The sequence below is a fragment of the Streptomyces sp. A3M-1-3 genome (assembly GCF_024213665.1).
In the GTDB taxonomy this organism is placed as follows: Bacteria; Actinomycetota; Actinomycetes; order Streptomycetales; family Streptomycetaceae; genus Streptomyces.
Window position 1 is genome coordinate 18,562 of sequence record NZ_JANAVP010000007.1, and the last position, 22,867, is coordinate 41,428.

Consider the following 22,867-nt stretch of genomic DNA (forward strand, 5'->3'; position numbering starts at 1 on the left):
GCGGAAGGACAGACTCGGGATGCAGAGCCCACCCCGGCACGGACAAGGCCCCGCGGTCGCCCTCGTGGCCGCCGCATTCGCTCTCGTCGTGACGGCCGCCCAGGGAGCCGCCGTCGCCCAGCCCGCCCCGCCAGCCTCTGTCGACCGGGAGTTCACCTCATCCTTCGAAGCGGACGAAGTGCAGCCCAACTGGCGCAATACCATTGATACGGGACTAGATGGTACGAAGCGCGCCTCGGGCATCGACGGCGGCTTCAGCAGTGGAATACCGGGCAATGTCACCGACAAGGTCACCGACGTACGGGCGAGCGCCGAGAACGAGGGTGGCGGCGAGGTCAAGGAGAACCTCGTCGACCTGTCGTCGAGCACCAAATGGCTGGCCTTCGAGGCCACCGCCTGGCTCGAATTCGACCTGGACGAACCGGTCAAGGTCGTGACGTACGCACTGACCTCCGCGAACGACGCCGCCCCCCGCGACCCCAGGGACTGGACCCTGAAGGGCTCCACCGACGGCAAGGACTGGAAGGTCCTGGACACACGCGAGGGCCAGTCGTTCGAGAACCGCTTCCAGAGCAGGTCGTACGCCATCCCGGACGCAGCCGACTCCACGGCATACCGGCACTATCGTCTGGAGATCACCCGCAACAACGGCGCCTCCGGCATCACACAGCTCGCGGACATCCAGTTCTCCGACGGCGACACCAGCACCCCGGTCCCCGCGGACATGCGCAGCCAGCCCGACCGCGGCCCCAGCGGCTCCCCCACCGCCAAGGCCAACGCCGGCTTCACCGGAAAGCGCGCGCTGCGCTACGCCGGAACCCACAAGCCGCAGGGCCGCGCGTACTCGTACAACAAGGTCTTCGACGTCAACACGGCCGTCACGCAGGACACCGCACTGTCGTACCGCGTCTTCCCCGCCATGCCGGAAACCGACCTCAACTACCCGGCCACGAACGTGGCGGTCGACCTCGCCTTCACCGACGGCACCTATCTGAGTGACGTCAAGGCCCTCGACCAGCATGGCGCCCGGCTGAGCCCGCAGGGCCAGGGCGCCTCCAAGACGCTGTACGTCAACCAGTGGAACCACAAGGAGTCCCGGATCGGCTCGGTCGCGGCCGGCAAGACCATCGACCGGATCCTTGTCGCGTACGACTCCCCCAAGGGCCCCGCCGAGTTCCAGGGCTGGATCGATGACATCAGCATCGCTCCGATGGCCCGGGAGAAGCGCCTGGCGCATCTGTCCGACTACGCGCTGACCAACCGCGGCACCAACTCCAGCGGCGGCTTCTCCCGCGGCAACAACTTCCCGGCCACCGCCGTCCCGCACGGCTTCAACTTCTGGACGCCGGTGACCAACGCCGCCTCCACCAGCTGGCTGTACGACTACGCCCGCGCCAACAACGCCGACAACCTCCCCACCCTCCAGGCCTTCAGCGCCAGCCATGAGCCGAGCCCCTGGATGGGCGACCGGCAGACGTTCCAGCTCATGCCCTCGGCGGTGGCCGGCACCCCGGACGCGAACCGCAGAGCCCGTGCCCTCCCCTTCCGGCACACGAAGGAGACGGCGAAGCCGCACTACTACGGGGTGACCTTCGAGAACGGCCTCAAGGCCGAGATGACCCCGACCGACCACGCGGCCATGATGCGGTTCACCTATCCCGGTGACGACGCGAGCGTCGTCTTCGACAACGTCTCGGGCGACGGCGGCCTCACCCTCGACCCGGAGAACTCCACCGTCACCGGCTTCTCCGACGTCAAGAGCGGCCTGTCCACCGGCGCCACCCGGCTCTTCGTGTACGGCGTCTTCGACGCGCCGGTCACCGCGAGCGGAAAGCTGAGCGGGGGCGGCGGCGATGACGTCACCGGCTATCTGCGCTTCGCGCCCGGCAAGGACCGGGGCGTCACCCTGCGCATCGCCACCTCACTCATCAGCCTCGACCAGGCCAAGAAGAACCTCGCCGAAGAGATCCCCGCCGGCACCCGCTTCGACCGCATCAAGGACCATGCCCAGGACGCCTGGGACGACATTCTCGGCCGGGTCGAGGTCGAGGGCGCGAGCCGCGACCAGCTGACCACCCTCTACTCCAGCCTGTACCGGCTGTACCTGTATCCCAACTCCGGCTTCGAGAACACCGGTACGAAGGCCAAGCCCAAGCACCAGTACGCCAGCCCCTTCTCCCCGCAGACCGGCCCGGACACCCCGACCCGTACCGGCGCGAAGATCGTCGACGGCAAGGTGTACGTCAACAACGGCTTCTGGGACACCTACCGGACGACCTGGCCCGCGTACTCCTTCCTGACCCCGAAGAAGGCGGGCGAGCTGGTCGACGGCTTCGTCCAGCAGTACAAGGACGGCGGCTGGATCTCCCGCTGGTCCTCCCCCGGCTACGCCGACCTGATGACGGGCACCAGTTCGGACGTCGCCTTCGCCGACGCGTACGTCAAGGGCGTGGACTTCGACGCCGAAGCGGCATACGAGGCGGCCCTGAAGAACGCCACCGTCGCCCCGCCCAGCTCGGGCGTCGGCCGCAAGGGCATGGACACCTCCCCCTTCCTCGGCTACGCCTCCACCAAGACCCACGAAGGCCTGTCCTGGTCCCTGGAGGGCTACCTCAACGACTACGGGCTCGCGAAGATGGGCCAGGCGCTCTACGCGAAGACGAAGAACGACCGCTACAAGGAGGAGTCCGCCTACTTCCTGAACCGCGCCCGTAACTACGTCAAACTCTTCGACGGGCAGGCCGGCTTCTTCCAGGGCCGGGACCTCAAGGGCGACTGGCGGGTCCCCTCGGAGAAGTACGACCCGCGGATCTGGGGCTACGACTACACCGAGACCAACGGCTGGGGCTACGCCTTCACCGCTCCGCAGGACTCGCGCGGCCTGGCCAACCTCTACGGCGGCCGTTCCGGCCTCGGCAAGAAGCTGGACACCTACTTCGCCACCCCGGAGACGGCCTCGCCCGAGTTCGTCGGCTCGTACGGCAGCGTCATCCACGAGATGACCGAGGCGCGGGACGTACGGATGGGCATGTACGGGCACAGCAACCAGGTCGCCCACCACGCCACGTACATGTACAACGCGGCTGCACAGCCGTGGAAGACGCAGGAGAAGGTCCGCGAGGTGCTGTCCCGCCTCTACACCGGCAGCGAGATCGGCCAGGGCTACCACGGCGACGAGGACAACGGCGAGCAGTCCGCCTGGTACCTGTTCAGTGCCCTCGGCTTCTATCCGCTGGTGATGGGCAGCGGCGAGTACGCGGTCGGCTCGCCCGTCTTCACCAAGGCGACCGTGCATCTGGACAACGGCCGGAAGCTGGTGGTGCGGGCGCCGAAGAACAGCGCGCGGAACGTCTACGTGCAGGCCCTGTTGGTCAACGGCAAGGCGTGGAAGTCCACCGCACTCCCGCACGACCTGCTGGCCCGCGGCGGCACGCTGGACTTCGCGATGGGCTCCCGGCCCTCGTCGTGGGGCACGGGGAGGAACGCGGCCCCGGTCTCGATCACCCAGGACGACAAGGTGCCGGCGCCGGCCGGTGACGTCCTGGCCGGGAACGGCCCGCTGTCGGACAACTCGTCGGCGACGGAGGCGATGTTCGAGTCCACGGACCTACGGGTGGAGTCGGCGGCCCGCGCCGTGCAGTACACCCTCACCTCGTCGGACCGGGCGAAGGCCCCGAAGGGGTGGATGCTGCAAGGCTCGAACGACGGCGAAACGTGGACGGAGCTGGACAAGCGCTCGGGTGAGTCCTTCGCCTGGGACAAGCAGACCCGGGCCTTCACGGTCGCGCGCCCCGGCACGTATGAGAAGTACCGGCTGGTACCGGACGGATCGGCGACCCTCGCCGAGATCGAACTTCTGGGATAGCCCAGGGGTACGGGGGAGGACCGGTCCGGCGGCCGATCCTCCCTCCACCTCCTTGTCACCATTCGTACGCGCAACGTGACCACGGACGGCTACGCTCGTTCTGCGCGAAGGGAGCGTTGCCCATGCCCCAGCCCAAGAGCATCGATCCGTACACCGACCCGAGGTCGTTCTACGGCTCAGAGCTGCGCCGCCTGCGCGAGGGCGGCGGCCTCTCCCAGGAGCAGGTCGGGGAGCGGGTCTTCTGCTCCGGCGCGTACATCGGCCAGCTGGAGGCGGCGACGCGGCGGCCTCAACTCGACTTGTCGAGACTGCTCGACGGAGTGCTGGGAAGCGGTGAGCATCTTCAGCGCCTGTGCCGCCTCGCCCGTAAGTCGAAGGTGGCGGAGTACTTCGCCGACGCGGCGGACTTGCAGCAGCGGGCGACGACGATCAGCGAGTACGCGTCGATCCTGGTTCCGGGACTGTTGCAGACGGAGTCCTACGCCCGGGCACTGACCCGAGGCGCGCACCGGTTTGCCACGCAGTCGGTGATCGAGGGGCACGTCAGCGCCCGGATGGAACGGGCGCAGCTGCTCGACTCGCTCGCAGCGCCGGTGTTCTGGGTCATCGTCCACGAGGCCATGCTCCGCGTCCCGGTGGGCGGTCCGGCCATCATGCGCGGGCAGCTCACTCATCTCGTGGAGGCGTCACATGCACGGCCGCATGTGGTGCTCCAGGTACTGCCCTTCAGCGCCGGTCCGCATCCGTTCCTGAACACCAACGTGTCCCTGATGGAGTTCAGTGACGAGCCGCCCGTCGTCTACACCGAAGGCGCCTATACCGGCCAACTCGTCGAGGAACCCGCTCTGGTCGCCCAGTACCAATCGGCCTACGATCTGGCCAGGGCCGCCGCGCTGTCGCCGGAGGCGTCCCTGGCCCTGATCGAGTCGGCGGCGAAGGACTACACGACACATGAGCACCGCACATGACCTGAGTACCGCCGCCTGGCGCAAGTCGTCCTACAGCAACGGCGATGGCGGCAACTGCGTCGAGGTCGCCGACGACTGCCCCGGCGTCATGCCCGTCCGCGACAGCAAGGACCCCGGGCGCCCCCCGCTCGTTTTTCGGGCCGCGGGCTGGGCCTCCTTCGTCACCGCCATCAAGAACGGCACTCTCTGATCCGTAAGGGCTCAACGCGTCAGGACCAACCCGCACGGCCCTTGCTGCGCCATGGGCACCTCTGCCACCGATGTGCGGTGTTTGGCACGGGACCTGATAGCTGGGTTCAGACCGGTGTGATCGGCTCCTGTAGTTCGGTCACCCACTGGTCGGGGTCATCCGGGCATTCGAGATAGAGCTCTCGTGCGTAGCCGGTGGAGCGGTAGCCGTTGGCGTCGATCCAGCGGGCCAGGGCTTGGACGCTGGGCATGACCTTGTCCATGGAACCGCGGTGCACGAAGGTGGCGGCACTCTTGATCTCCGGCAGGTCCACGATCGCGAAGTCGAGGCCGCCTCGGGGTTCCATGGCAATCGTCATGCCGGCGTGGACGATGACCGTGTCCTTTCCGTCCGGTGAGACCTCGTAGTAGGCGATGCCCGGTCCCGCCGGGGCCACGCCCGCAGCCGCAAGCCGACGGCACAGCTCTTCGTAGAGCGGTCCGATGACCGGCCCGATCCCTTCAGCCCCATCGGTGGTGGCGGTGCCGGTCAGCTCGGCTACCCGCACTGCAGGAATGCGCTTGACGACAACGTCGTCGGAAGGCATACGTCCCTCGCTCTCGATCGTTTGGAGCCTCGCCTCGACCTGGGCCAACCGCATGGCATCTGCTGCCATCGCCGCCGCGAGTTCTGCCTGCCGCAGCCTCAGCATCCCGCGCAGCTCCCCAGGGCTCACCTGCTCGTCCAGGATGCTCTGCACCTGTTGAAGGGTGAAGCCGAGGTCCTTCAGCGCGATGATCCGGTTGAGCCGGGCGAGCTGGCCGGCTTCGTAGAAGCGGTAGTTGCTGGCCAGGTCGACGTGGGCAGGCCGCAGCAACCCGATCGCGTCGTAGTGACGCAACATGCGGACCGAAACACGGCCGTGCCTGGCGAAATCTCCGATAGTGAACATGATGTCTCCCAGTGCAAGGCCTCACACGGTGTCATGGTCAAGAGGCCCCAGTCGGGTGCTGTATCGCGGTTCAGGCGGCACGGCGCGCAGTCGGCACCGACAACGGAGAAGGGCCGCACCCCATCGCTGGAGTGCGGCCCTTCGGGCGTAGCAGGGCTACTAGCTGCGGATCAGGTTCCGCAGCACGTACTGCATGATGCCGCCGTTGCGGTAGTAGTCCGCCTCACCCGGGGTGTCGATGCGGACGACCGCGTCGAACTCCACGCCCGTGTCGGTGGTGACCTTGACCGTGCGCGGGGTGGTGCCGGTGTTCAGCTCGGTCACGCCGGTGAAGGAGAAGGTCTCCTCGCCGGTGAGGCCCAGGGACTGCGCCGAGGCGCCCTCCGGGTACTGCAGCGGCAGTACGCCCATGCCGATCAGGTTCGAGCGGTGGATGCGCTCGTACGACTCGGCGATGACGGCCTTCACGCCGAGTAGCGCGGTGCCCTTGGCCGCCCAGTCGCGGGACGAGCCCGAGCCGTACTCCTTGCCCGCCAGGATGACCAGCGGGGTGCCGGCGGCCTGGTAGTTCTGCGAGGCGTCGTAGATGAAGGAGACCGGGCCGCCCTCGACGGTGAAGTCGCGGGTGAAGCCGCCTTCGGTGCCCGGCGCGATCTGGTTGCGCAGGCGGATGTTGGCGAAGGTGCCGCGGATCATCACCTCGTGGTTGCCACGGCGGGAGCCGTACGAGTTGAAGTCGCGACGCTCGACGCCGTGCTCCGTGAGGTACTTGCCGGCCGGGGTGTCGGCCTTGATCGCACCGGCCGGGGAGATGTGGTCGGTGGTGACCGAGTCGCCCAGCTTGGCCAGCACGCGCGCGTCCGCGATGTCCGCGACCGGGGTCGTCTCCATCGTCATGCCCTCGAAGTACGGGGGCTTGCGCACGTAGGTGGACTGCGGGTCCCACTCGAAAGTGTTGCCGGTCGGGATCGGCAGCGCCTGCCACTGCGCGTCGCCCGCGAAGACGTCCTGGTAGGACTTGTTGAACATGTCCTCGCCGATCGCGGAGGCGACGACCTCGTTGACCTCGGCCTCGGACGGCCAGATGTCCTGCAGGTATACGGGCTTGCCCTCGGTGTCGGTGCCGAGCGCGTCCTTGGTGATGTCCACCTTCATCGAGCCGGCGATGGCGTACGCGACGACCAGCGGCGGGGAGGCGAGGTAGTTCATCTTGACGTCGGGGTTGATCCGGCCCTCGAAGTTGCGGTTGCCGGAGAGCACCGAGGTGACGGCCAGGTCGTGCTCGTTGACGGCCTTGGAGACCTCTTCGTCCAGCGGACCGGAGTTGCCGATGCAGGTGGTGCAGCCGTAACCGACGAGGTTGAAGCCCAGCTTGTCGAGGTACGGGGTCAGGTTCGCCTTGTCGAAGTAGTCGGTGACGACCTTCGAGCCGGGGGCCAGGGTGGTCTTGACCCACGGCTTGCGGGTGAGGCCCTTCTCGACTGCCTTCTTGGCCACCAGCGCGGCGGCGACCATGACGTACGGGTTCGAGGTGTTGGTGCAGGAGGTGATCGCGGCGACGGTGACGGCGCCGTGGTCGATCTCGTACGTCGAACCGTCGGCGGCCGTCACCAGGGTCGGCCGGGTCGGCACACCGTTGGTGGAGGCCGGGGCGTCGGACGCCGGGAAGGACTCCTTGCCCGCCTCGTCGTCGTCCTCGACGTAGTTGCGCACGTCGCTCTTGAACTGCTCGGCGGCGTTGGCCAGGACGATACGGTCCTGCGGGCGCTTCGGGCCGGCGATGGAGGGGACGACCGTGGAGAGGTCGAGCTCGAGCTTCTCGGAGAAGTCGGGCTCGGCGGCCGGGTCGAGCCAGAGGCCCTGCTCCTTGGCGTACGCCTCGACAAGCGCGACCTGCTGCTCGCTGCGGCCGGTCAGCTTCAGGTAGTTGAGCGTCTCGCCGTCGATCGGGAAGATCGCGGCGGTGGAGCCGAACTCCGGCGACATGTTGCCGATGGTGGCGCGGTTGGCGAGGGAGGTCGCGGCGACGCCCTCACCGTAGAACTCGACGAACTTGCCGACGACGCCGTGCTTGCGCAGCATCTCGGTGATCGTGAGGACCAGGTCGGTGGCGGTGGTGCCGGCCGGCAGCTCGCCGGTCAGTTTGAAGCCGACGACGCGCGGGATGAGCATCGAGACGGGCTGGCCGAGCATCGCGGCCTCGGCCTCGATGCCGCCGACGCCCCAGCCCAGTACACCGAGGCCGTTGACCATGGTGGTGTGGGAGTCGGTGCCGACGAGGGTGTCGGGGTAGGCCTGGCCGCCCCGGACCATGACCGTACGGGCCAGGTGCTCGATGTTGACCTGGTGGACGATGCCGGTGCCGGGCGGGACGACCTTGAACTCGTCGAACGCCGTCTGACCCCAGCGCAGGAACTGGTAGCGCTCCTTGTTACGGCCGTACTCCAGCTCCACGTTCTGCGCGAACGACTCCGGCGTGCCGAACTTGTCGGCGATGACCGAGTGGTCGATGACCAGCTCGGCGGGGGCCAGCGGGTTGATCTTCGCCGGGTCGCCGCCGAGCTCCTTGACGGCCTCGCGCATGGTGGCGAGGTCCACGACACAGGGCACGCCGGTGAAGTCCTGCATGATCACGCGGGCCGGCGTGAACTGGATCTCCTGGCTCGGCTGCGCCTGGGAGTCCCAGCCGACGAGCGCCCGGATGTGGTCGGCGGTGATGTTCGCGCCGTCCTCTGTGCGGAGCAGGTTCTCCAGCAGCACCTTCAGGCTGTAAGGGAGGCGCGCGGAGCCCTCGACCTTGTCCAGCTTGAAGATCTCGTACGACTCGTCGCCCACGCGCAGCGTGCTGCGGGCGTCGAAGCTGTTCGCCGACACGACAGTCTCCTTCATCAATGTGCGCGTACTAACCGTCATCCTGCCGCCACGGCTCCAGCCCGATCCGCTAAGGTAAGGCTCAGTTAGGTAACCCTTACTGGTGGCGGCTGCGGTACGCCTTCGGCAGATATCTCGATGTCGAGATAACTCTAGTACATGACCGCCGGACCGTCATGCCCGCACGCCCCCTGTCCTGTCTCAGTCGATCTGGTCCCCGTCTCAAGTGATCTGGTCCGATTTGCTCGTCGTCTCAGGTGATCTGGTCCGCCAGATGTTGGATGTCCCGTCTCATCAAGGCGGTCATCGCACACGACGCGGATCAGCGCATGACGGAGCGCGCGATGCGGAACCCTACGTCGTCGACCTGGAAGCTCGGGTGGCTGCGGCGCCGCGCGGAGGCCCTGCAGCTCCAGTGCTCGTCGAACCAGCCGCCGCCACGTAGCACCCGGTAGGTGCCGTAGACCTCTGCGTCATAGATGTCCCAGCACCAGTTCCAGACGTTGCCGAGCATGTCGTGAAGGCCCCACGGGTTGGGCCGCTTGCCGCCCACGTCGTGGATGCGCTCGTGTGAGTTGCCCCGGTACCAAGCGATCTCGTCGAGCGGGCCGTAATGCGGTCCGGTCGTACCGGCTCGGCAGGCATGCTCCCACTCGGCTTCGGTCGGCAGCCGGTACCCGTCGGCGGATGCGTCCCACTCGACGCCTTCGCCGTTGGCGTGGAGGTGGTAGACGGGTGCGAACCCATCGCGTTGGGACAGTGCGTTGCAGAACCGGATGGCGTCCCACCAGGAAACGCCCTCGACGGGCAGCTTGTCGCCATCGGCGGCGCTTGGCCGCTGGCCGGTGATCTGTGCGTACAGCGCCTGGGTGGTTGGGAACGTTGCGAGCTGGTAGGGCGCAAGTTCGACCGACCAACTGCGCTGTGTCCGCCGGTCCGACAGCGTTATCTGCCCCGGCGGGATGGCGATCATCTCGCTTCCTGCGCGCGCGTCCATGAGCACGTGATCTTACGGGCACCTGTCCTGGACGCCAGTGGCCAGCCCTCCCCGCCGCGCACAGCGAGGGATCGAGCCCGGCCTGAGGTGATCCCCGTGGTGTGGACACACCGTCGCACTCGGCCGGCCCCTCGCGGACGGCGCACGCCATGCCCAGTTCAAGAAACTGTGCGCCAACTGTCCTCTCAAGGACCGCTGCACCCGCTCCAAGACCGGCCGCGTCCTCAGCGTCCACGCCAAGTACGACCTGCTCAAAGCCGCCCGCGACCAAGACACCAGCGACCCCGGCCGGCAGGCCGAATACCGCCGCTGGCGACCACCGGTCGAACGCGCAATCGCCTGGCTTGTCGCCGCGTGCCCTACGGCGGCGTCATCCTGGCTCCACAACCGCGCCGCGCCCTCAACCTCCGCCGCCTGATCAACCTCGGACTCACCCGCACCAACGACACCTGGACGATCACCCCCGCACGCGCTTAACGCAAGAGGCCACCCGGCCCCCGGCCGGGCGCCCCCCACACAAGATCTTCAGGGGCCTTCTAGACCGGTGTCGATTGTGGGACGCCGTGGACGAGTCGCACGCCGCGTTTGTCACCGCAGCCCGACGCAGTCTCCAGGATGACGGGGTCCGCAGAATCCGTCGGACTCCGCAATCTGAGCACCAGTCCGATCAGGACTGAACGACAGCCCTGGTGTGATCGTTTGCCATCCAACCTGGTCGATGCAGGTCAGTGCGACCGAGTGACTAACTTCGTTGGCAACGGACAACCGGGGGCTGGGACGAGGCGCGCACCCGCAGGCCCGCCGGAACCGTGAGCTGACCGGGCGGTCCCGCCTGCCCCGACTCGACCAGGGCCACCAGGGCGGACACCGCCGACCTGGCTGTCCACTCTGGGTTCAGGGTGACCGTGCTCACTTCGAGTTCACCCTCGGCGTACCCCGGATCCTCACTCGCGCAGACCAGCAGCAGGTCGTCCGGTACGCGCAGCCCGTGGCGCGCGGCGGCGGCGAGGAGCTGGCGGCCACCCGGGTCGTACACGGTGTAAACGGCGTCGGGTCGGCGGGCCGCTGTCGCGAGTGCCGGGTCGAAGGCCCGGCCGACGCGGTCGTCCGGGCCGAAGGGAATCAGAAGCGGAACCTGACCGCGCTCCGTGCACCAGTGCTCGTACGCCTGGGTCACTGCGTGCGTGTAGTACTCGCGGCCGTAACCGGAATGGAGCGCGATGCGCCGGGCGCCCGCTGCCGCGAGATGGTCGAGCACCTCGCGTGTGGTTGCGGCATGGTCGTTGTCGACCCAGATGTCGCCGGGCCGCGGATCGGCGGGCCTGCCGTCGAAAACCACCGGAACCCCTCGGGCACGCAGCGCCCGCAGCACCGGATCGCCCTCGGGGCTGTCGAGCAGCAGCATCCCGTCAACGGCGAGGGTGTGCCACAGGGTCTCGGCGCCGCGCTCCGCGGGGAGGGTGGTCAGGGCGAATCCGTGGACGTGGGCGGCGGCGGTGGCGGCCGTCAGCCACCTGGAGAAATACGCGACTTCAACGAAGTTCCAGGCCAACCCGGCGTATGTGGTGACGGCCAGACCGAGGCTGCGGGTGCGGGTGCGGGGCGTGCGATGTGACCCGTAGCCCAGCCCCGTCGCGACCTCCCGGACCCGGCGGCGGGTGGCCTCGCCGATCCGGCCGGTTCCATTCAGGGCGTGTGAGACCGTCGCGGTGGACACCTCTGCGGCGCGCGCGATGTCGGCGATGGTCGGTCCGGACACGCGCATCATCGTACGGATTCCGCAGCCGGAGGCGGGTTCTGGTTAAGGCGTTAATCAAACAGTGTCCTGGCCACATCCAACGTTTGGAGTGGTCATGACGTCTTCACCCTCCCTGTCCCGGCCTCTGCCCCGGGCCGTGTCCCGCCGTGAGCTCATCGCCGCCGCCGGAGCCGCGGGCGCGGCCGGTCTGCTCGGCACGGCCGCCGGCCCGGCCGCCGCGGCCGGTTCCCGTACGGCGGCCTCCGCGTCGCTGATCATCCACAACGCGCGGGTGTTCACCGGGGTGGCGGGGGCCCGTCCGGCCGAGGCGGTGGCCGTCGGCCGGGACGGGAGAATCCTGGCCACCGGGACCGGCTCGGCGCTACGCCGGCTGATCGGCCGGGACACCGAGGTGGTCAATGCGCGCGGCAACACGGTGATGAGCGGCATCCACGACGGGCATGTGCACCCGCTGGGCGCGGGCGACCGGTCGCTGCGGCCTTCCCTGGAGGGCGCGGAGACCACCGTGGCCGAACTGCAGGAGATCCTGAAGGGGTTCCTGGCCGACACCGGGGGCGCGGCGCAGGAGCCGGACGGCTGGCTGGTGGTGGAGGACTGGAACCCGGTCGGCCTGCTGCCCACCGGCACGAATCCGCACCACTCGATGCTGGACGCCCTGCCGACCCGTCGCCCGGTGGCGCTGGTCGGCGGCGACGGGCACAACCTGTGGGCGAACCGGCGCGCGCTGGAGATCGCGGGTATCACGGCCGCCACCCCCGACCCGGTCGGCGGCAGGATCGTCAAGGGGCCGGACGGGCAGCCGACCGGTCTACTGAAGGACGACGCACAGGAGCTGGTGCAACAGCACATCCCGGAGCCCACGCAGGCCGAGCTGGTCGCGGCGTGCGCGCAGGTGCTGGGCCAGGCCGCCGCCTCCGGTGTCACGACGATGATGGACGCGCTGGCCGGCCGCCATGAACTGCGGCTCTACCAGGCTCTGGCGAAATCGGGGAAGCTGCCGCAGCGGATGCTGCCGGCGATCCGGCTGGATGCGGAGCAGGCACAGGACCCGGGGGCCTCGCTGGCATATGCCCGTGGGCTGCAGCGGGAGTTCCAGGGGGTGCGCGGACTGCGCTTCGGCATGGTCAAGGTGTTCCTGGACGGGGTCATCGAGTACCCGGCGCAGACGGCCGCGCTGTTGAAGCCGTATCTCGACGGCAACGGCAAGCCCACGAACAATCGGGGCGAACTCTATGTTTCCGCACGTGACTACGGGCGGCTGACCGCAGCGTTCAACCGGATCGGCTGGCAGATGCACGCGCACGGGCTGGGCGACCGGGCGGTACGTACGGCGCTCGACGGGTACGCGTACGCACGCCACGCCACCGGGCGGCGTGACGCGCGCAACGCCATCGCCCACCTGCAACTCGTGGACCCGGCGGACCTGCGGCGCTTCGCTCAACTGGGCGTGGCGGCCTGTATGCAGCTGCAGTGGGCGGCCAAGGACACGTGGACGATGGAGGCGCTGCTTCCGTACATCGGTCCGGAGCGGCACCGCTGGATGTACCCGGCCCGCAGCCTGGAGAAGGCCGGGGCGAGGCTGGCGGGCGGCTCCGACTGGCCGGTCGACGCGCTGCAGGTGTGGAACCAGTTGCGGACGGCGATCGACCGCAAGGGCGCGTACGGCGAGGGCGAGCTGTACCGACGGCTGGAGGGGCTCAGCCGTGCGTCCGTCCTGCGGATGCACACCCTCGGCACGGCCTGGCAGTTGCGCCAGGACGGGCTGACCGGAACCGTGGAGAAGGGCAAGGCCGCGGATCTGGTGCTGTTGGACCGGGATGTGACGCGCTGCCCGGTTCCGGACATCAGCGACACGAAGGTGGAGCTCACGCTGGTGGGCGGCCGCACGGTGCACGACGCGCACACGGCGACCGGGCGGGCGGCCGCGGCCCGGCTCACGCGCGCGGCGCAGGGCCCCCGCCCCGCCTCGTACGCCTCGGTGCACGGTGGGCGCCACCGCGCATGCGGGTGCGGGAGCTGACGGGCGGTAACACCCGTATGCCACACCCACGGCGAGCGCCATCTCATATCTGAGATAACGTTCGCCCCATGGCAGACGACTACCTCGTACGCATCGGCAAGCTCATCCGTGACGCCCGTCAGCATCGCGGCTGGACACAGAGTCAGCTTGCCGATGCGCTCGGCACCAGCCAGAGCGCCGTGAACCGCATTGAGCGCGGCAATCAGAACATCAGCCTTGAGATGATCGCTCGAATCGGCGAAGCCCTCGACAGCGAGATCGTCTCCCTCGGCTACGCCGGACCGATGCATCTGCGCGTGGTCGGCAGGCGCCGGCTGTCCGGTGCCATCGACGTCAAGACCAGCAAGAACGCGTGCGTCGCGCTGCTCTGCGGCTCGCTGCTCAACAATGGCCGCACGGTACTGCGGCGGGTCGCCCGGATCGAGGAAGTCTACCGGCTCCTCGAGGTGCTGGGCTCCATCGGCGTACGCACCCGGTGGATCAACGACGGGACCGATCTGGAGATCGTGCCGCCGGCCGAGCTCAACATGGAAGCCATCGACGCGGACGCCGCGCGCCGGACCCGGAGCATCATCATGTTCCTCGGCCCGCTGCTGCACCGGATGGACCACTTCACGCTCCCGTACGCGGGCGGCTGCGACCTCGGCACCCGCACCATCGAGCCGCACATGATCGCGCTGCGCCGCTTCGGCCTGGACATCACCGCGACCGAAGGGCTCTACCACGCCCAGGTGGAACGCGCCGTCGTCCCGGACCGCCCCATCGTGCTGACCGAGCGCGGTGACACGGTGACCGAGAACGCGCTGCTGGCCGCCGCCCGGCACAACGGCGTCACCGTCATCCGCAACGCCTCCTCCAACTACATGGTCCAGGACCTGTGCTTCTTCCTGGAGGCCCTGGGTGTACGGGTAGACGGCGTCGGCACCACCACGCTCACCGTGCACGGCATCCCGAATATCGACGTGGACGTCGACTACTCCCCCTCCGAGGACCCGGTCGAGGCGATGAGCCTGCTGGCGGCCGCTGTTGTCACCGAGTCCGAACTCACCATCCGCCGCGTCCCGATCGAGTTCCTGGAGATCGAGCTCGCGGTCCTGGAGGAGATGGGACTCGACCACGACCGCTCCGCCGAGTACACGGCCGACAACGGCCGCACCCGGCTGGTGGACCTCACGGTCCGGCCCTCCAAGCTGGAGGCGCCGATCGACAAGATCCACCCCATGCCGTTCCCGGGCCTGAACATCGACAACGTGCCCTTCTTCGCGGCCATCGCGGCGGTGGCCCAGGGCAAGACCCTGATCCACGACTGGGTCTACGACAACCGCGCGATCTACCTCACCGACCTCAACCGCCTCGGCGGCCGCCTCCAGCTCCTCGACCCGCACCGGGTCCTGGTGGAGGGCCCCACCCGCTGGCGCGCGGCGGAGATGATGTGCCCGCCGGCCCTGCGGCCGGCGGTGGTCGTCCTGCTGGCGATGATGGCGGCGGAGGGCACCTCCGTACTGCGCAACGTCTATGTCATCAACCGCGGTTACGAGGAACTGGCGGAGCGCCTGAACTCGGTGGGCGCGCAGATCGAGATCTTCCGGGACATCTGATGCGGGTGTGACCCGACGGCCTCTCCGACCAGGCAAAAATAGCCGCTCAGAGAGGCCGCGGTGTGTGAACTTGCGCACGGCGCGCGCCAAAGTCGGCGCGTTGCCGGCCGGGCTGCGTCCACAGCTGCGCCGGCGGGAACCCGTCGCACGCTCACCGTGGCGGCGGCTCCTGCACCGGCGTCTCGAGTGTGCTTCTGGCGGCCTCGCCTTCCGCGAGGAATTCCACCAGCGCCAGAGCGATGAGCAGGACGAGCACGATGCCGACGACGACCCACCCGGTGGGATAGCTCCACAGGATGTACGTCACGACGGCCGCAGCGACCAGAACCCAGGTGATCCAGGTCCGGTGACGCTGGACGAACGGGCCAACCGGGCCTGTGCGCAGGCCCGCGCGGTCGGCGGTGGAGCGGACCGCGCCGATGCCCGAGTTCCACAGCTGTCGTACGAGCCTGGCCCAGCGGCCGGGACCGGTGAGCCAGGCGGCCAGCGCGATCACCACGCCGAGCACCACGGTCATCCGGACCGTGGTGCGCAGATAGCGTGTCAGCGCGTCGTAGACGGACTCGGCGGCGGGCTGCGAGACGCTGTCCGGCAGCGCGTTCAGATACACCACGCGGAAGACGGTCAGGCCGGCGCCGAGCAGCAGCGTGGCGAAGGCGAAGGCGAGTGCGGACGCCACGAGAACGCGCCGGCGGTGGCGCGAGAGCAGCACCCCGGCGGCCACCAGCAGCACCGAGAGCACCGGCAGCCAGAATCCGGCGATCTGAAGGAGCCGGAAGCCCGTCTTGACCTTGCCGATGTTGTCGGCGCGCAGGACGGTGAAGTCGGTGTGCACCTCGGGGATCCTTGCCGCCACCGTCATGCCTTCGTCGACGAGGCGCTGTTTGACCTGGTCGACGACCGGGGCGAGGTCGACGGTCACCGAGTCGTTGTTGATCTTCACGGCGCTGTCGCCACTGCCTGTCAGGGCCTTGTTGACGGCGGCATGAATCCTGCGGTTGGCGCCGGTCCAGATCCGCTCGAAGGTGTCCGAGGCGATGATCTCCTGTGCCTTGTCGTGTACGAAGCTGCGCACGGCGCTCTCCAAGGAGTTGCCGAGCTTGCCGAGCGCCTTCTCCAGCCGGGGCCGGTCCGCCGGGGCCGCCCCTTCCAGCAGGGTCGCCAGGTCGATGTGCTCCATCACCGCGTTGGTGACCCGGTTCGCGGCGGCGGCCTGGACGTCCGGGTCGGAGGCGAGCGGTGCGACCGTGGCGACGTACCGGTCCGTGTCGCCCACCTCGTCCGCCGTCCACGCCGCCACGGCGGCGAGCGGTGCGAGGATGCAGCCGATGACGATGAGCAGCGCCGCGAAGGACGACCTCCACCGGTGCCCGGGAGCCCGGTCCGCCTTGTCGGCCTCCAGCTCGGCGATGCGGGTGCTCAGCTGCTCCAGTTCGGAGCGTCCGTCGCCCGCGCTGCCCGGCGTGCGGGCAGGATCCGCGCCAGGGCCCGCTGCTCCCTCGTCCGCCATGGCGCGCCCTCCCCGTATCTATGGGTTCGACGCCATCAGACCCCGCGGGGCGGACACACGCGAGCGCTCCGCGCCTGTACGGACGAACGACACGCGGCATCGCGCAACGTGCGCCTCGTCAACGCACCGGCGTACGCCCCAGGCTCCGCGGGAGCGCCTGGGAGGCCGGGATCATGCCCGCTGGAGTTCCGCTCATCGGCCCGCCGGCAGGGTCCCTGAGGCCGTTCCCCGCCGGGCGGCCTCAGGGGCCTGGGCCGATCCCGCCCTGGAGGCGTTCCAGGTCCGCCGGGCGGACCTGGATGACCAGGAGTGCGATCACGGCGGCGACCACTGTGAAGGCGGCCGCCACGATGAAGGCCGCGGATACTCCGGATGTGAGGACCTGGTCGCCCCAGGGGGCGGGGAGCTGCCCGGTGCGCTCGAACTGCAGCCGCTCCGCCGGGGTGGCCTGGGCCAGGAAGCGCGGCACCTGGGTCTCGGCCTCGTTGCCGCTGGCTGTGCCGAACACCGTGACCAGGATGGACAGCCCCAGCGCGCCGCCCACCTGCTGGGTGGCGTTGAGCAGTCCCGAGGCGGCGCCCGATTCGTGGGCCGGGACGCCGGAGACGGCCATCAGCGTCAGCGACACGAACTGCATGCCCATGCCCATGCTGAAGACGAGCATCGGCCCGAGGATGCTGCCCAGGTACGTGGAGTGGATGTCGGTCAGGGTCAGCCAGGCCAGACCCACCGCGGCCAGGATCGCCCCGGTCACCATGAACGGCTTCGGACCGTACTTCGGCAGGAGTTGGGACGCCAGCCCCGCGCCGACCGCGATGACCGCGCTGACGGGCAGGAAGGCGAGGCCGGCCTGGAGCGGGCTGAAGTCCAGCACGTTCTGTACGAAGAGCGTCAGGAAGAAGAACATGCCGAAGATCGCGGCGGCGAGGCTCAGCATGATGCCGTATGTGCCCGCGCGGTTGCGGTCGGCGAACATCTTCAGCGGCGTGATCGGCTGCCTCGACCGCCTCTCGACCAGGAGGAAGACCGCGAGCAGTACGACCGCCGCGGCGAACGACGCGAGGGTGAGACGGTCCCGCCAGCCTTCCTGTGCTGCGCGGATGAAGCCGTAGACCAGCAGGACCATACCGAGCGTGGAGGTCAGCGCCCCGGCGAAGTCGAAGCGGCCGGGATGGCGCTCGGACTCCCTGATCCAGCGGGGCGTGGCGAGAACGATGAGCAGCCCGATGGGTACGTTGACGAAGAAGACCCAGCGCCAGTCGAGCCATTCGACGAGCATGCCGCCGGCCAGCAGGCCGATCGCGCCGCCGCCGGCCGAGACCGCGGCGAAAACGCCGAATGCCCGGTTGCGTGCCGGGCCTTCGGTGAACGTCGTGGTGATCAGTGCGAGCGACGTCGGCGAGGCGATGGCGCCACCCACGCCCTGGAGGGCGCGGGCCGCGAGGAGTTGACCGGCGTTCTGGGCCAGGCCGCCCAGCAGCGACGCGACGACGAACAGCACCACACCGGAGATGAAGACCCGGCGGCGGCCGAGGATGTCCCCGGCGCGGCCGCCGAGGAGGAGCAGGCCGCCGAAGGTGAGGGTGTAGGCGTTGACCACCCAGGACAGGCTTGTGGTGGAGAAGTTCAGCGAGTTCTGGATGTGCGGCAGCGCGATGTTCACGATGGTGATGTCGAGGACCACCATCAGCTGGCACGAGGCGATGACGAGAAGGGCGATACCGTTCCCGCCGCCTCTTTGCGGGGCGGCGGTCTGCGGAGGTGGGGTCGGCTGCGAGGTCGGCATGGCGCATCGTGCCCGCACGAGAGTTCACCCGCACGAGGGATCAGTGGGCGGTTTCGTCCACTATTTGACGGTAAGCCCTGGGTCGGCCCACCACTAGTCGATCAAGCGTGCGACCCCCGGGACGTCTCTCCGGCCGTCTCACCGATGAACGAGCGCAATGCGGCGGACAGCCGTTCCGGCTGGTCCTCGGCGATCAGCGTGCAGCTGTCCTCGATCTCCAGCAGCCTTCCCTGCGGCAGGAGTTCGGCCAGGCGCCGGCCGTGGGCGCGGGGCATCATCCGGTCCTCGGTGGCCCAGACGACCAGCGCGGGGCGGTCGAACGTACGCATCCCCTCGGCGGCTTCCAGGAGTTCCGTCCTGCGTACGCCCAGGTTGTAGCGGCGGAAGTCGGCGCGGATCGCGGGGTCGGTGAGCAGCGGGCGCAGCCAGCCGTCGACGATCTCGTCCGGTACGGGGTGCTTGGTGAGCGCACCGATACCTACCGGGAGGCGGCGCAGCGGGCGCAGGGCCAGCGTGCGGGCGAGGAGGATGACACCGCCGGGGATCCGGCAGGCGCGGGAGATCAACTTGCCGGGGACGCCGGGCGGATAGTTGTCGAAGGCCTCGCAGGAGATGAGGACCAGGCGGGCGAGGCGGTCGGGATGGCGCGCGGCGACGGACTGGGCGCGGCCGCAGTCGCTCTCGACGAGGGTGACGTCGGTGAGGCCGAGCCGGTCGAGGAACTCCGCGATGAGTGCGACGACCGCGTCGGGGGTGAGCGGAACGCCGGGCCGCATGGGGGTGCGGTGTGAGCCGTACGGCAGGGTCGGCGCGAGGACGCGGTGGTCGGCGCGCAGGTCGGCGACGACCTTTCGCCACACGGTCGCGTCGTGGACCAGCCCGTGCAGCAGGACGACGACCGGGCCCGGTCCGCCGGTGTCCTGGTAGGTGATGGTGCCTGCGGTGAGCTCGATGTCCCGTGTTTCCGTCATGGCGGCCCCGTCCGGTGCGTGCGACGCGCTCGGTTCTCGGTTCTCGGTCATAGCGATGTTATGTCCAGGCGCCGAGGCAGGGGCAGGGGCCAGGGGCCAGGGGTGCAGGTCAGGGCAGCACCGCGAAGCCGTCCAGCTCGACCATGGCCTGTTCGTCCCAGAGCCGCGTCGCGCCGATCACCGCCATCGCCGGGTAGTCCCGGCCGGCCAACCGGTGCCAGATTCTGCCGAGTTCGGGGGCGTGGGCACGGTACGCGGCCACGTCCGTCGCGTACACCGTGACGCGGGCGAGAGCGGCGGGGGTCCCTCCGGCCGCACGCAGGGCGGTCAGCAGGTTGGTGAGGGCGGTTTCGAACTGGGCGGGCAGCGTCTCGCCCGTCACCTTGCCGGCCGGGTCGAGCGCGGTCTGGCCGGCCAGGAAGACCACGCGGCTGCCGGTCGCGGTGACGGCGTGCGAGAAGCCGGTCGGCGGGGAGAGTTCTGCGGGGTTGATGCGCTGCAGGCTCATGCGTACAACTCCTTGGCGATGATGGTGCGCTGAACCTCGGTGGCGCCTTCGTAGATGCGTGGGGCGCGCACCTCGCGGTAGAGGTGTTCGAGGAGATGGCCGCGCTGGAGGGCGCGCGCGCCGTGCAGTTGGACGGCCGCGTCGACGACGTACTGCGCGGTCTCGGTGGCCAGCAGCTTCGCCATGGCGGAGCGCCGTGCGATGCCTGGCGCCGCGCCGTCGTACGCGGAGGCTGCGGCGTACACGAGGAGCCGGGCGGCCTCGGTGCGGGTGGCCATCTCGGCGACGCGGTGGGCGACGGACTGCAGTTCGTTCAGCGGGCCGCCGAACGCGGTGCGTCCTGCGGTGTGCACGAGTGTGGCGTCCAGCGCGGCCTGGGCCATGCCGACGGCGAACGCGCCGACGCTCGGACGGAACAGGTTCAGGGTGTTCATGGCGACGCGGAAGCCGCGGTCCGGCTCGCCGAGTACGTCGGCCGCGGTGACCGGGACGCCGTCGAAGGTGAGCGCGCCGATGGGGTGCGGGGAGAGCATGTCGAGGCGGGCACCCGTCAGTCCCGGTCGGTCCGCGGGGACGAGGAATGCGGTGACTCCACGGGCACCGGCGCCTTCGGTGGTCCGGGCGAAGACGGTGTAGAAGTCGGCCTCGGGGGCGTTGGAGATCCAGCACTTCTCGCCGGACAGCCGCCATCCGCCGTCGTTCGCGCCCCGGTCGGTGGCCCGGTCCGCCTTGAGGGCCAGCGCGGCGGCGTCCGATCCCGCGCCCGGCTCGCTGAGTGCGAAGGCGGCCACCGCGCGGCCCGCCATCACCTCGGGAAGCCAGCGCTGCCGCTGCGCGGCCGTGCCGGATTGCACGATCGGGTACGTGCCGAGACCCTGGAGGGCGAGGGCGGTCTCGGCCTCGGTGCACGAGTAGGCGAGGGATTCGCGCATGAGACAGAGGTCGAGGGCCCCGGCCGTGAACAGCCGGTCGAGAAGCCCGAGTTCGCCGAGGGCGGCGACGAGCGGGCGGTTGACGCGGCCCGGCTCCCCCTTCTCCGCGAGGGGGCGCAATCGCTCGGCGGCCAGCGCGCGCAGCTCCGCGCACCACTCCTGTTGTTCCGGCTCCAGCGCGAATCCGGGCATCGCACGCCCCTCTCTTATCGCGAACTGTTGACTGTCGTCACCATCACGATACGCTCGTTCCGCGACCGCACGGCCGGCCCAGCCCACGGGTTCTGGGGGTTCTTCCCCCCAGAGAACACAACGGACCGTCGCAAGGGGGCGAACCCGCCTTGAACCTCAAGCCTTCGGCGCACACGGACACTTTTGCGCGCGACCATCTGCCGCCCGCCGACCAGTGGCCGGACCTCGCTTTCGACCTGCCCGGCCTGCGCTACCCCGACCGCCTCAACTGCGGGGCCGAGCTGCTGGACCGTACGGTCGAACGGTTCGGCGCGGAGCGGCCCGTCTTCCGTACCGCCGCGGGCCCGGTCTGGACGTACGGAGAGCTACGGGGGCACGTCGACCGGATCGCGCATGTGCTGACCTCCGATCTGGGTGTGGTGCCGGGGAACCGGGTGCTCCTGCGCGGACCCACCACCCCCTGGCTCGCCGCGTGCTGGCTCGCGGTGATGAAGGCGGGCGGGGTGGCGGTCACCGTGCTGGCGCAGCAGCGCGCCGGCGAACTGGCGACGATGTGCGAGATCGCACGGGTCAGCCACGCGCTGTGTGACATCGGGGCGGTCGACGATCTGGCGAAGGCCGAGGTGCCGGGGCTGCGCATCACCGCCTACGGCGGGGACGCGCCGGACGATCTGCTGCGGCTGGCGGCGGGCAGGCCGCAGCGGTACGCGGCGGTGGAGACCTCGGCCGACGATGTCGCCCTGATCGCCTTCACCTCCGGCACCACCGGGCGCCCCAAGGGCTGTATGCACTTCCACCGCGATGTGCTGGCCGTCGCCGACACGTTCTCCCGGGAGGTGCTGCGTCCGAGTCCGGACGACGTGTTCGCGGGCAGTCCGCCGCTCGGCTTCACCTTCGGGCTCGGCGGCCTGGTGATCTTCCCGATGCGGGCGGGCGCTTCCGCGCTGCTGCTCGAACAGGCCGGGCCCCGGCAGCTGCTGCCGGCGCTGGCCGAGCACCGCGTCTCGGTACTGTTCACCGCGCCGACCGCGTACCGCGCGATGCTGGACGAGCTGGGCCGGACAAACGGCCGGTACGACATCAGCGCGCTGCGGCGCTGCGTGTCGGCGGGAGAGAACCTGCCGGCCGCCACCTGGCAAAGCTGGCACGAGCGCACCGGGCTGGGCATTATCAACGGCATCGGCGCGACCGAGCTGCTGCACATCTTCATCTCCGCGGCGGACGAGGCGATCAGGCCGGGGACGACCGGCCTTCCGGTACCCGGCTGGGACGCGCGCGTGGTGGACGGGGCCGGCCGGCCGGTGCCGGACGGGGAGCCGGGACTGCTCGCGGTGCGCGGGCCGGTCGGCTGCCGCTATCTGGCGGACGCGCGCCAGCGCGAGTACGTACGGGACGGCTGGAATTTCACCGGTGACACCTACGTACGCGAACCGGACGGCTACTTCCGCTATGTGGCCCGCGCCGACGACATGATCATCTCGGCGGGCTACAACATCGCCGGACCCGAGGTCGAGGAGGCACTGCTGCGGCACCCGGACGTGGCGGAGGCCGCGGTGGTCGGGCGGCCCGACGAGCGGCGGGGCCAGATCGTAGTGGCGTACACCGTGCTGCGGGAGGGCGCGGAGCAGTCGGCGGAGGGCATGAGAGAGTTCATGCGCTCGGAACTCGCCCCGCACAAATGCCCGCGCGCGTTCGTCTTCCTGAGCGCCCTGCCGCGCACCGCCACCGGGAAACTGCAGCGCTTCCGGCTGCGCGATCTAGAGTGACCA

The 22,867-nt window shown here is 69.5% G+C and carries 16 protein-coding genes and 1 pseudogene; 8 read left to right on the top strand and 9 right to left on the bottom strand.

The genetic code is table 11. The annotated features are described in order from the left end of the window. Positions 1 to 19: 19 nt before the first annotated feature. The 3 genes from NLX86_RS09945 (at position 20) to NLX86_RS09955 (ending at position 5,023) form a co-directional block, all read left to right on the top strand. Positions 20 to 3,865: a GH92 family glycosyl hydrolase gene (locus NLX86_RS09945; RefSeq protein ID WP_254371255.1), complete on the top strand. Its 3,846-nt coding sequence runs from the start codon at positions 20 to 22 to the stop codon at positions 3,863 to 3,865. 122 nt (positions 3,866 to 3,987) lie between these two features. Further along, complete coding sequence (locus NLX86_RS09950; protein ID WP_254371256.1) at positions 3,988 to 4,833, top strand: helix-turn-helix transcriptional regulator; 846 nt, start codon at positions 3,988 to 3,990, stop codon at positions 4,831 to 4,833. Next, entirely contained in the window at positions 4,817 to 5,023 is a 207-nt protein-coding gene (locus NLX86_RS09955) for a DUF397 domain-containing protein (protein ID WP_254371257.1), read from the top strand. The genes NLX86_RS09950 and NLX86_RS09955 overlap by 17 nt, the downstream gene beginning before the upstream one ends. 106 nt (positions 5,024 to 5,129) lie before the next feature. On the opposite strand, the gene NLX86_RS09960 is transcribed toward NLX86_RS09955, so the two are convergent. From NLX86_RS09960 to NLX86_RS09970, 3 genes are all read right to left on the bottom strand, one after another. Continuing rightward, entirely contained in the window at positions 5,130 to 5,954 is an 825-nt protein-coding gene (locus NLX86_RS09960) for a MerR family transcriptional regulator (RefSeq protein WP_254371258.1), read from the bottom strand. A 159-nt stretch (positions 5,955 to 6,113) separates the two neighbouring features. Continuing rightward, positions 6,114 to 8,828, bottom strand: coding sequence for an aconitate hydratase AcnA (gene acnA / locus NLX86_RS09965; RefSeq protein WP_308409568.1), 2,715 nt, complete (start codon positions 8,826 to 8,828; stop codon positions 6,114 to 6,116). 319 nt (positions 8,829 to 9,147) lie between these two features. Continuing rightward, a complete protein-coding gene (locus NLX86_RS09970; RefSeq protein ID WP_254371260.1) occupies positions 9,148 to 9,822 on the bottom strand; it encodes an SUMF1/EgtB/PvdO family nonheme iron enzyme in 675 nt (224 codons plus the stop codon). A gap of 166 nt (positions 9,823 to 9,988) precedes the next feature. Here NLX86_RS09970 and NLX86_RS34695 point away from each other — a divergent pair. Together NLX86_RS34695 and NLX86_RS34700 are read left to right on the top strand one after the other, a co-directional pair. Continuing rightward, positions 9,989 to 10,111 (top strand): annotated as a pseudogene (locus tag NLX86_RS34695) (transposase); the annotation flags it as partial. Between the two features lie 65 nt (positions 10,112 to 10,176). After that, complete coding sequence (locus tag NLX86_RS34700; RefSeq protein WP_308409569.1) at positions 10,177 to 10,299, top strand: hypothetical protein; 123 nt, start codon at positions 10,177 to 10,179, stop codon at positions 10,297 to 10,299. A 265-nt stretch (positions 10,300 to 10,564) separates the two neighbouring features. On the opposite strand, the gene NLX86_RS09980 is transcribed toward NLX86_RS34700, so the two are convergent. Then, positions 10,565 to 11,587, bottom strand: a complete 1,023-nt coding sequence (locus NLX86_RS09980) for a LacI family DNA-binding transcriptional regulator (RefSeq protein ID WP_254371454.1) — start codon at positions 11,585 to 11,587, stop codon at positions 10,565 to 10,567. 88 nt (positions 11,588 to 11,675) lie between these two features. Between NLX86_RS09980 and NLX86_RS09985 the strand changes: the two genes are divergently transcribed. Then, positions 11,676 to 13,601 (top strand): amidohydrolase, encoded by a 1,926-nt coding sequence (locus NLX86_RS09985; protein WP_254371261.1) that lies wholly within the window; start codon positions 11,676 to 11,678, stop codon positions 13,599 to 13,601. A 68-nt stretch (positions 13,602 to 13,669) separates the two neighbouring features. Continuing rightward, on the top strand, positions 13,670 to 15,199 hold the full coding sequence (locus NLX86_RS09990) for a UDP-N-acetylglucosamine 1-carboxyvinyltransferase (RefSeq protein WP_254371262.1): 1,530 nt from the start codon (positions 13,670 to 13,672) through the stop codon (positions 15,197 to 15,199). Positions 15,200 to 15,350: 151 nt separating this feature from the next. Here the strand turns inward: NLX86_RS09990 and NLX86_RS09995 are convergent, their stop codons facing one another. The 5 genes from NLX86_RS09995 to NLX86_RS10015 all read right to left on the bottom strand — a co-directional run bounded on the left by NLX86_RS09995 (position 15,351) and on the right by NLX86_RS10015 (position 21,098). Continuing rightward, complete coding sequence (locus tag NLX86_RS09995; RefSeq protein ID WP_254371263.1) at positions 15,351 to 16,709, bottom strand: hypothetical protein; 1,359 nt, start codon at positions 16,707 to 16,709, stop codon at positions 15,351 to 15,353. A 241-nt stretch (positions 16,710 to 16,950) separates the two neighbouring features. Next, positions 16,951 to 18,495: an MFS transporter gene (locus NLX86_RS10000; RefSeq protein WP_254371264.1), complete on the bottom strand. Its 1,545-nt coding sequence runs from the start codon at positions 18,493 to 18,495 to the stop codon at positions 16,951 to 16,953. Positions 18,496 to 18,596: 101 nt separating this feature from the next. Beyond that, complete coding sequence (locus NLX86_RS10005; protein WP_254371455.1) at positions 18,597 to 19,466, bottom strand: alpha/beta fold hydrolase; 870 nt, start codon at positions 19,464 to 19,466, stop codon at positions 18,597 to 18,599. Between the two features lie 109 nt (positions 19,467 to 19,575). Beyond that, positions 19,576 to 19,974 carry a RidA family protein gene (locus NLX86_RS10010; RefSeq protein ID WP_254371265.1) on the bottom strand — a complete coding sequence of 133 codons (399 nt, stop codon included), beginning with the start codon at positions 19,972 to 19,974 and terminating at the stop codon, positions 19,576 to 19,578. Further along, positions 19,971 to 21,098 (bottom strand): acyl-CoA dehydrogenase family protein, encoded by a 1,128-nt coding sequence (locus NLX86_RS10015; protein ID WP_254371266.1) that lies wholly within the window; start codon positions 21,096 to 21,098, stop codon positions 19,971 to 19,973. The genes NLX86_RS10010 and NLX86_RS10015 overlap by 4 nt, the downstream gene beginning before the upstream one ends. 149 nt (positions 21,099 to 21,247) lie before the next feature. On the opposite strand from NLX86_RS10015, the gene NLX86_RS10020 reads away from it, so the two are divergent. Further along, complete coding sequence (locus NLX86_RS10020) at positions 21,248 to 22,864, top strand: AMP-binding protein (protein WP_254371267.1); 1,617 nt, start codon at positions 21,248 to 21,250, stop codon at positions 22,862 to 22,864. Positions 22,865 to 22,867 lie beyond the last annotated feature (3 nt).

Excerpts from the sequence above, each read along its gene's own strand:
- NLX86_RS10005 (WP_254371455.1), bottom strand. The coding sequence starts at position 19,466 with ATGACGGAAACACGGGACATCGAGCTCACCGCAGGCACCATCACCTAC.
- NLX86_RS10010 (WP_254371265.1), bottom strand. The coding sequence starts at position 19,974 with ATGAGCCTGCAGCGCATCAACCCCGCAGAACTCTCCCCGCCGACCGGC.
- NLX86_RS10000 (WP_254371264.1), bottom strand. The coding sequence starts at position 18,495 with ATGCCGACCTCGCAGCCGACCCCACCTCCGCAGACCGCCGCCCCGCAA.
- NLX86_RS09995 (WP_254371263.1), bottom strand. The coding sequence starts at position 16,709 with ATGGCGGACGAGGGAGCAGCGGGCCCTGGCGCGGATCCTGCCCGCACG.
- NLX86_RS09985 (WP_254371261.1), top strand. The coding sequence starts at position 11,676 with ATGACGTCTTCACCCTCCCTGTCCCGGCCTCTGCCCCGGGCCGTGTCC.
- NLX86_RS09945 (WP_254371255.1), top strand. The coding sequence starts at position 20 with ATGCAGAGCCCACCCCGGCACGGACAAGGCCCCGCGGTCGCCCTCGTG.
- NLX86_RS09950 (WP_254371256.1), top strand. The coding sequence starts at position 3,988 with ATGCCCCAGCCCAAGAGCATCGATCCGTACACCGACCCGAGGTCGTTC.
- NLX86_RS09980 (WP_254371454.1), bottom strand. The coding sequence starts at position 11,587 with ATGCGCGTGTCCGGACCGACCATCGCCGACATCGCGCGCGCCGCAGAG.
- NLX86_RS09955 (WP_254371257.1), top strand. The coding sequence starts at position 4,817 with ATGAGCACCGCACATGACCTGAGTACCGCCGCCTGGCGCAAGTCGTCC.
- NLX86_RS10015 (WP_254371266.1), bottom strand. The coding sequence starts at position 21,098 with ATGCCCGGATTCGCGCTGGAGCCGGAACAACAGGAGTGGTGCGCGGAG.
- NLX86_RS09970 (WP_254371260.1), bottom strand. The coding sequence starts at position 9,822 with ATGGACGCGCGCGCAGGAAGCGAGATGATCGCCATCCCGCCGGGGCAG.
- NLX86_RS09960 (WP_254371258.1), bottom strand. The coding sequence starts at position 5,954 with ATGTTCACTATCGGAGATTTCGCCAGGCACGGCCGTGTTTCGGTCCGC.
- NLX86_RS09990 (WP_254371262.1), top strand. The coding sequence starts at position 13,670 with ATGGCAGACGACTACCTCGTACGCATCGGCAAGCTCATCCGTGACGCC.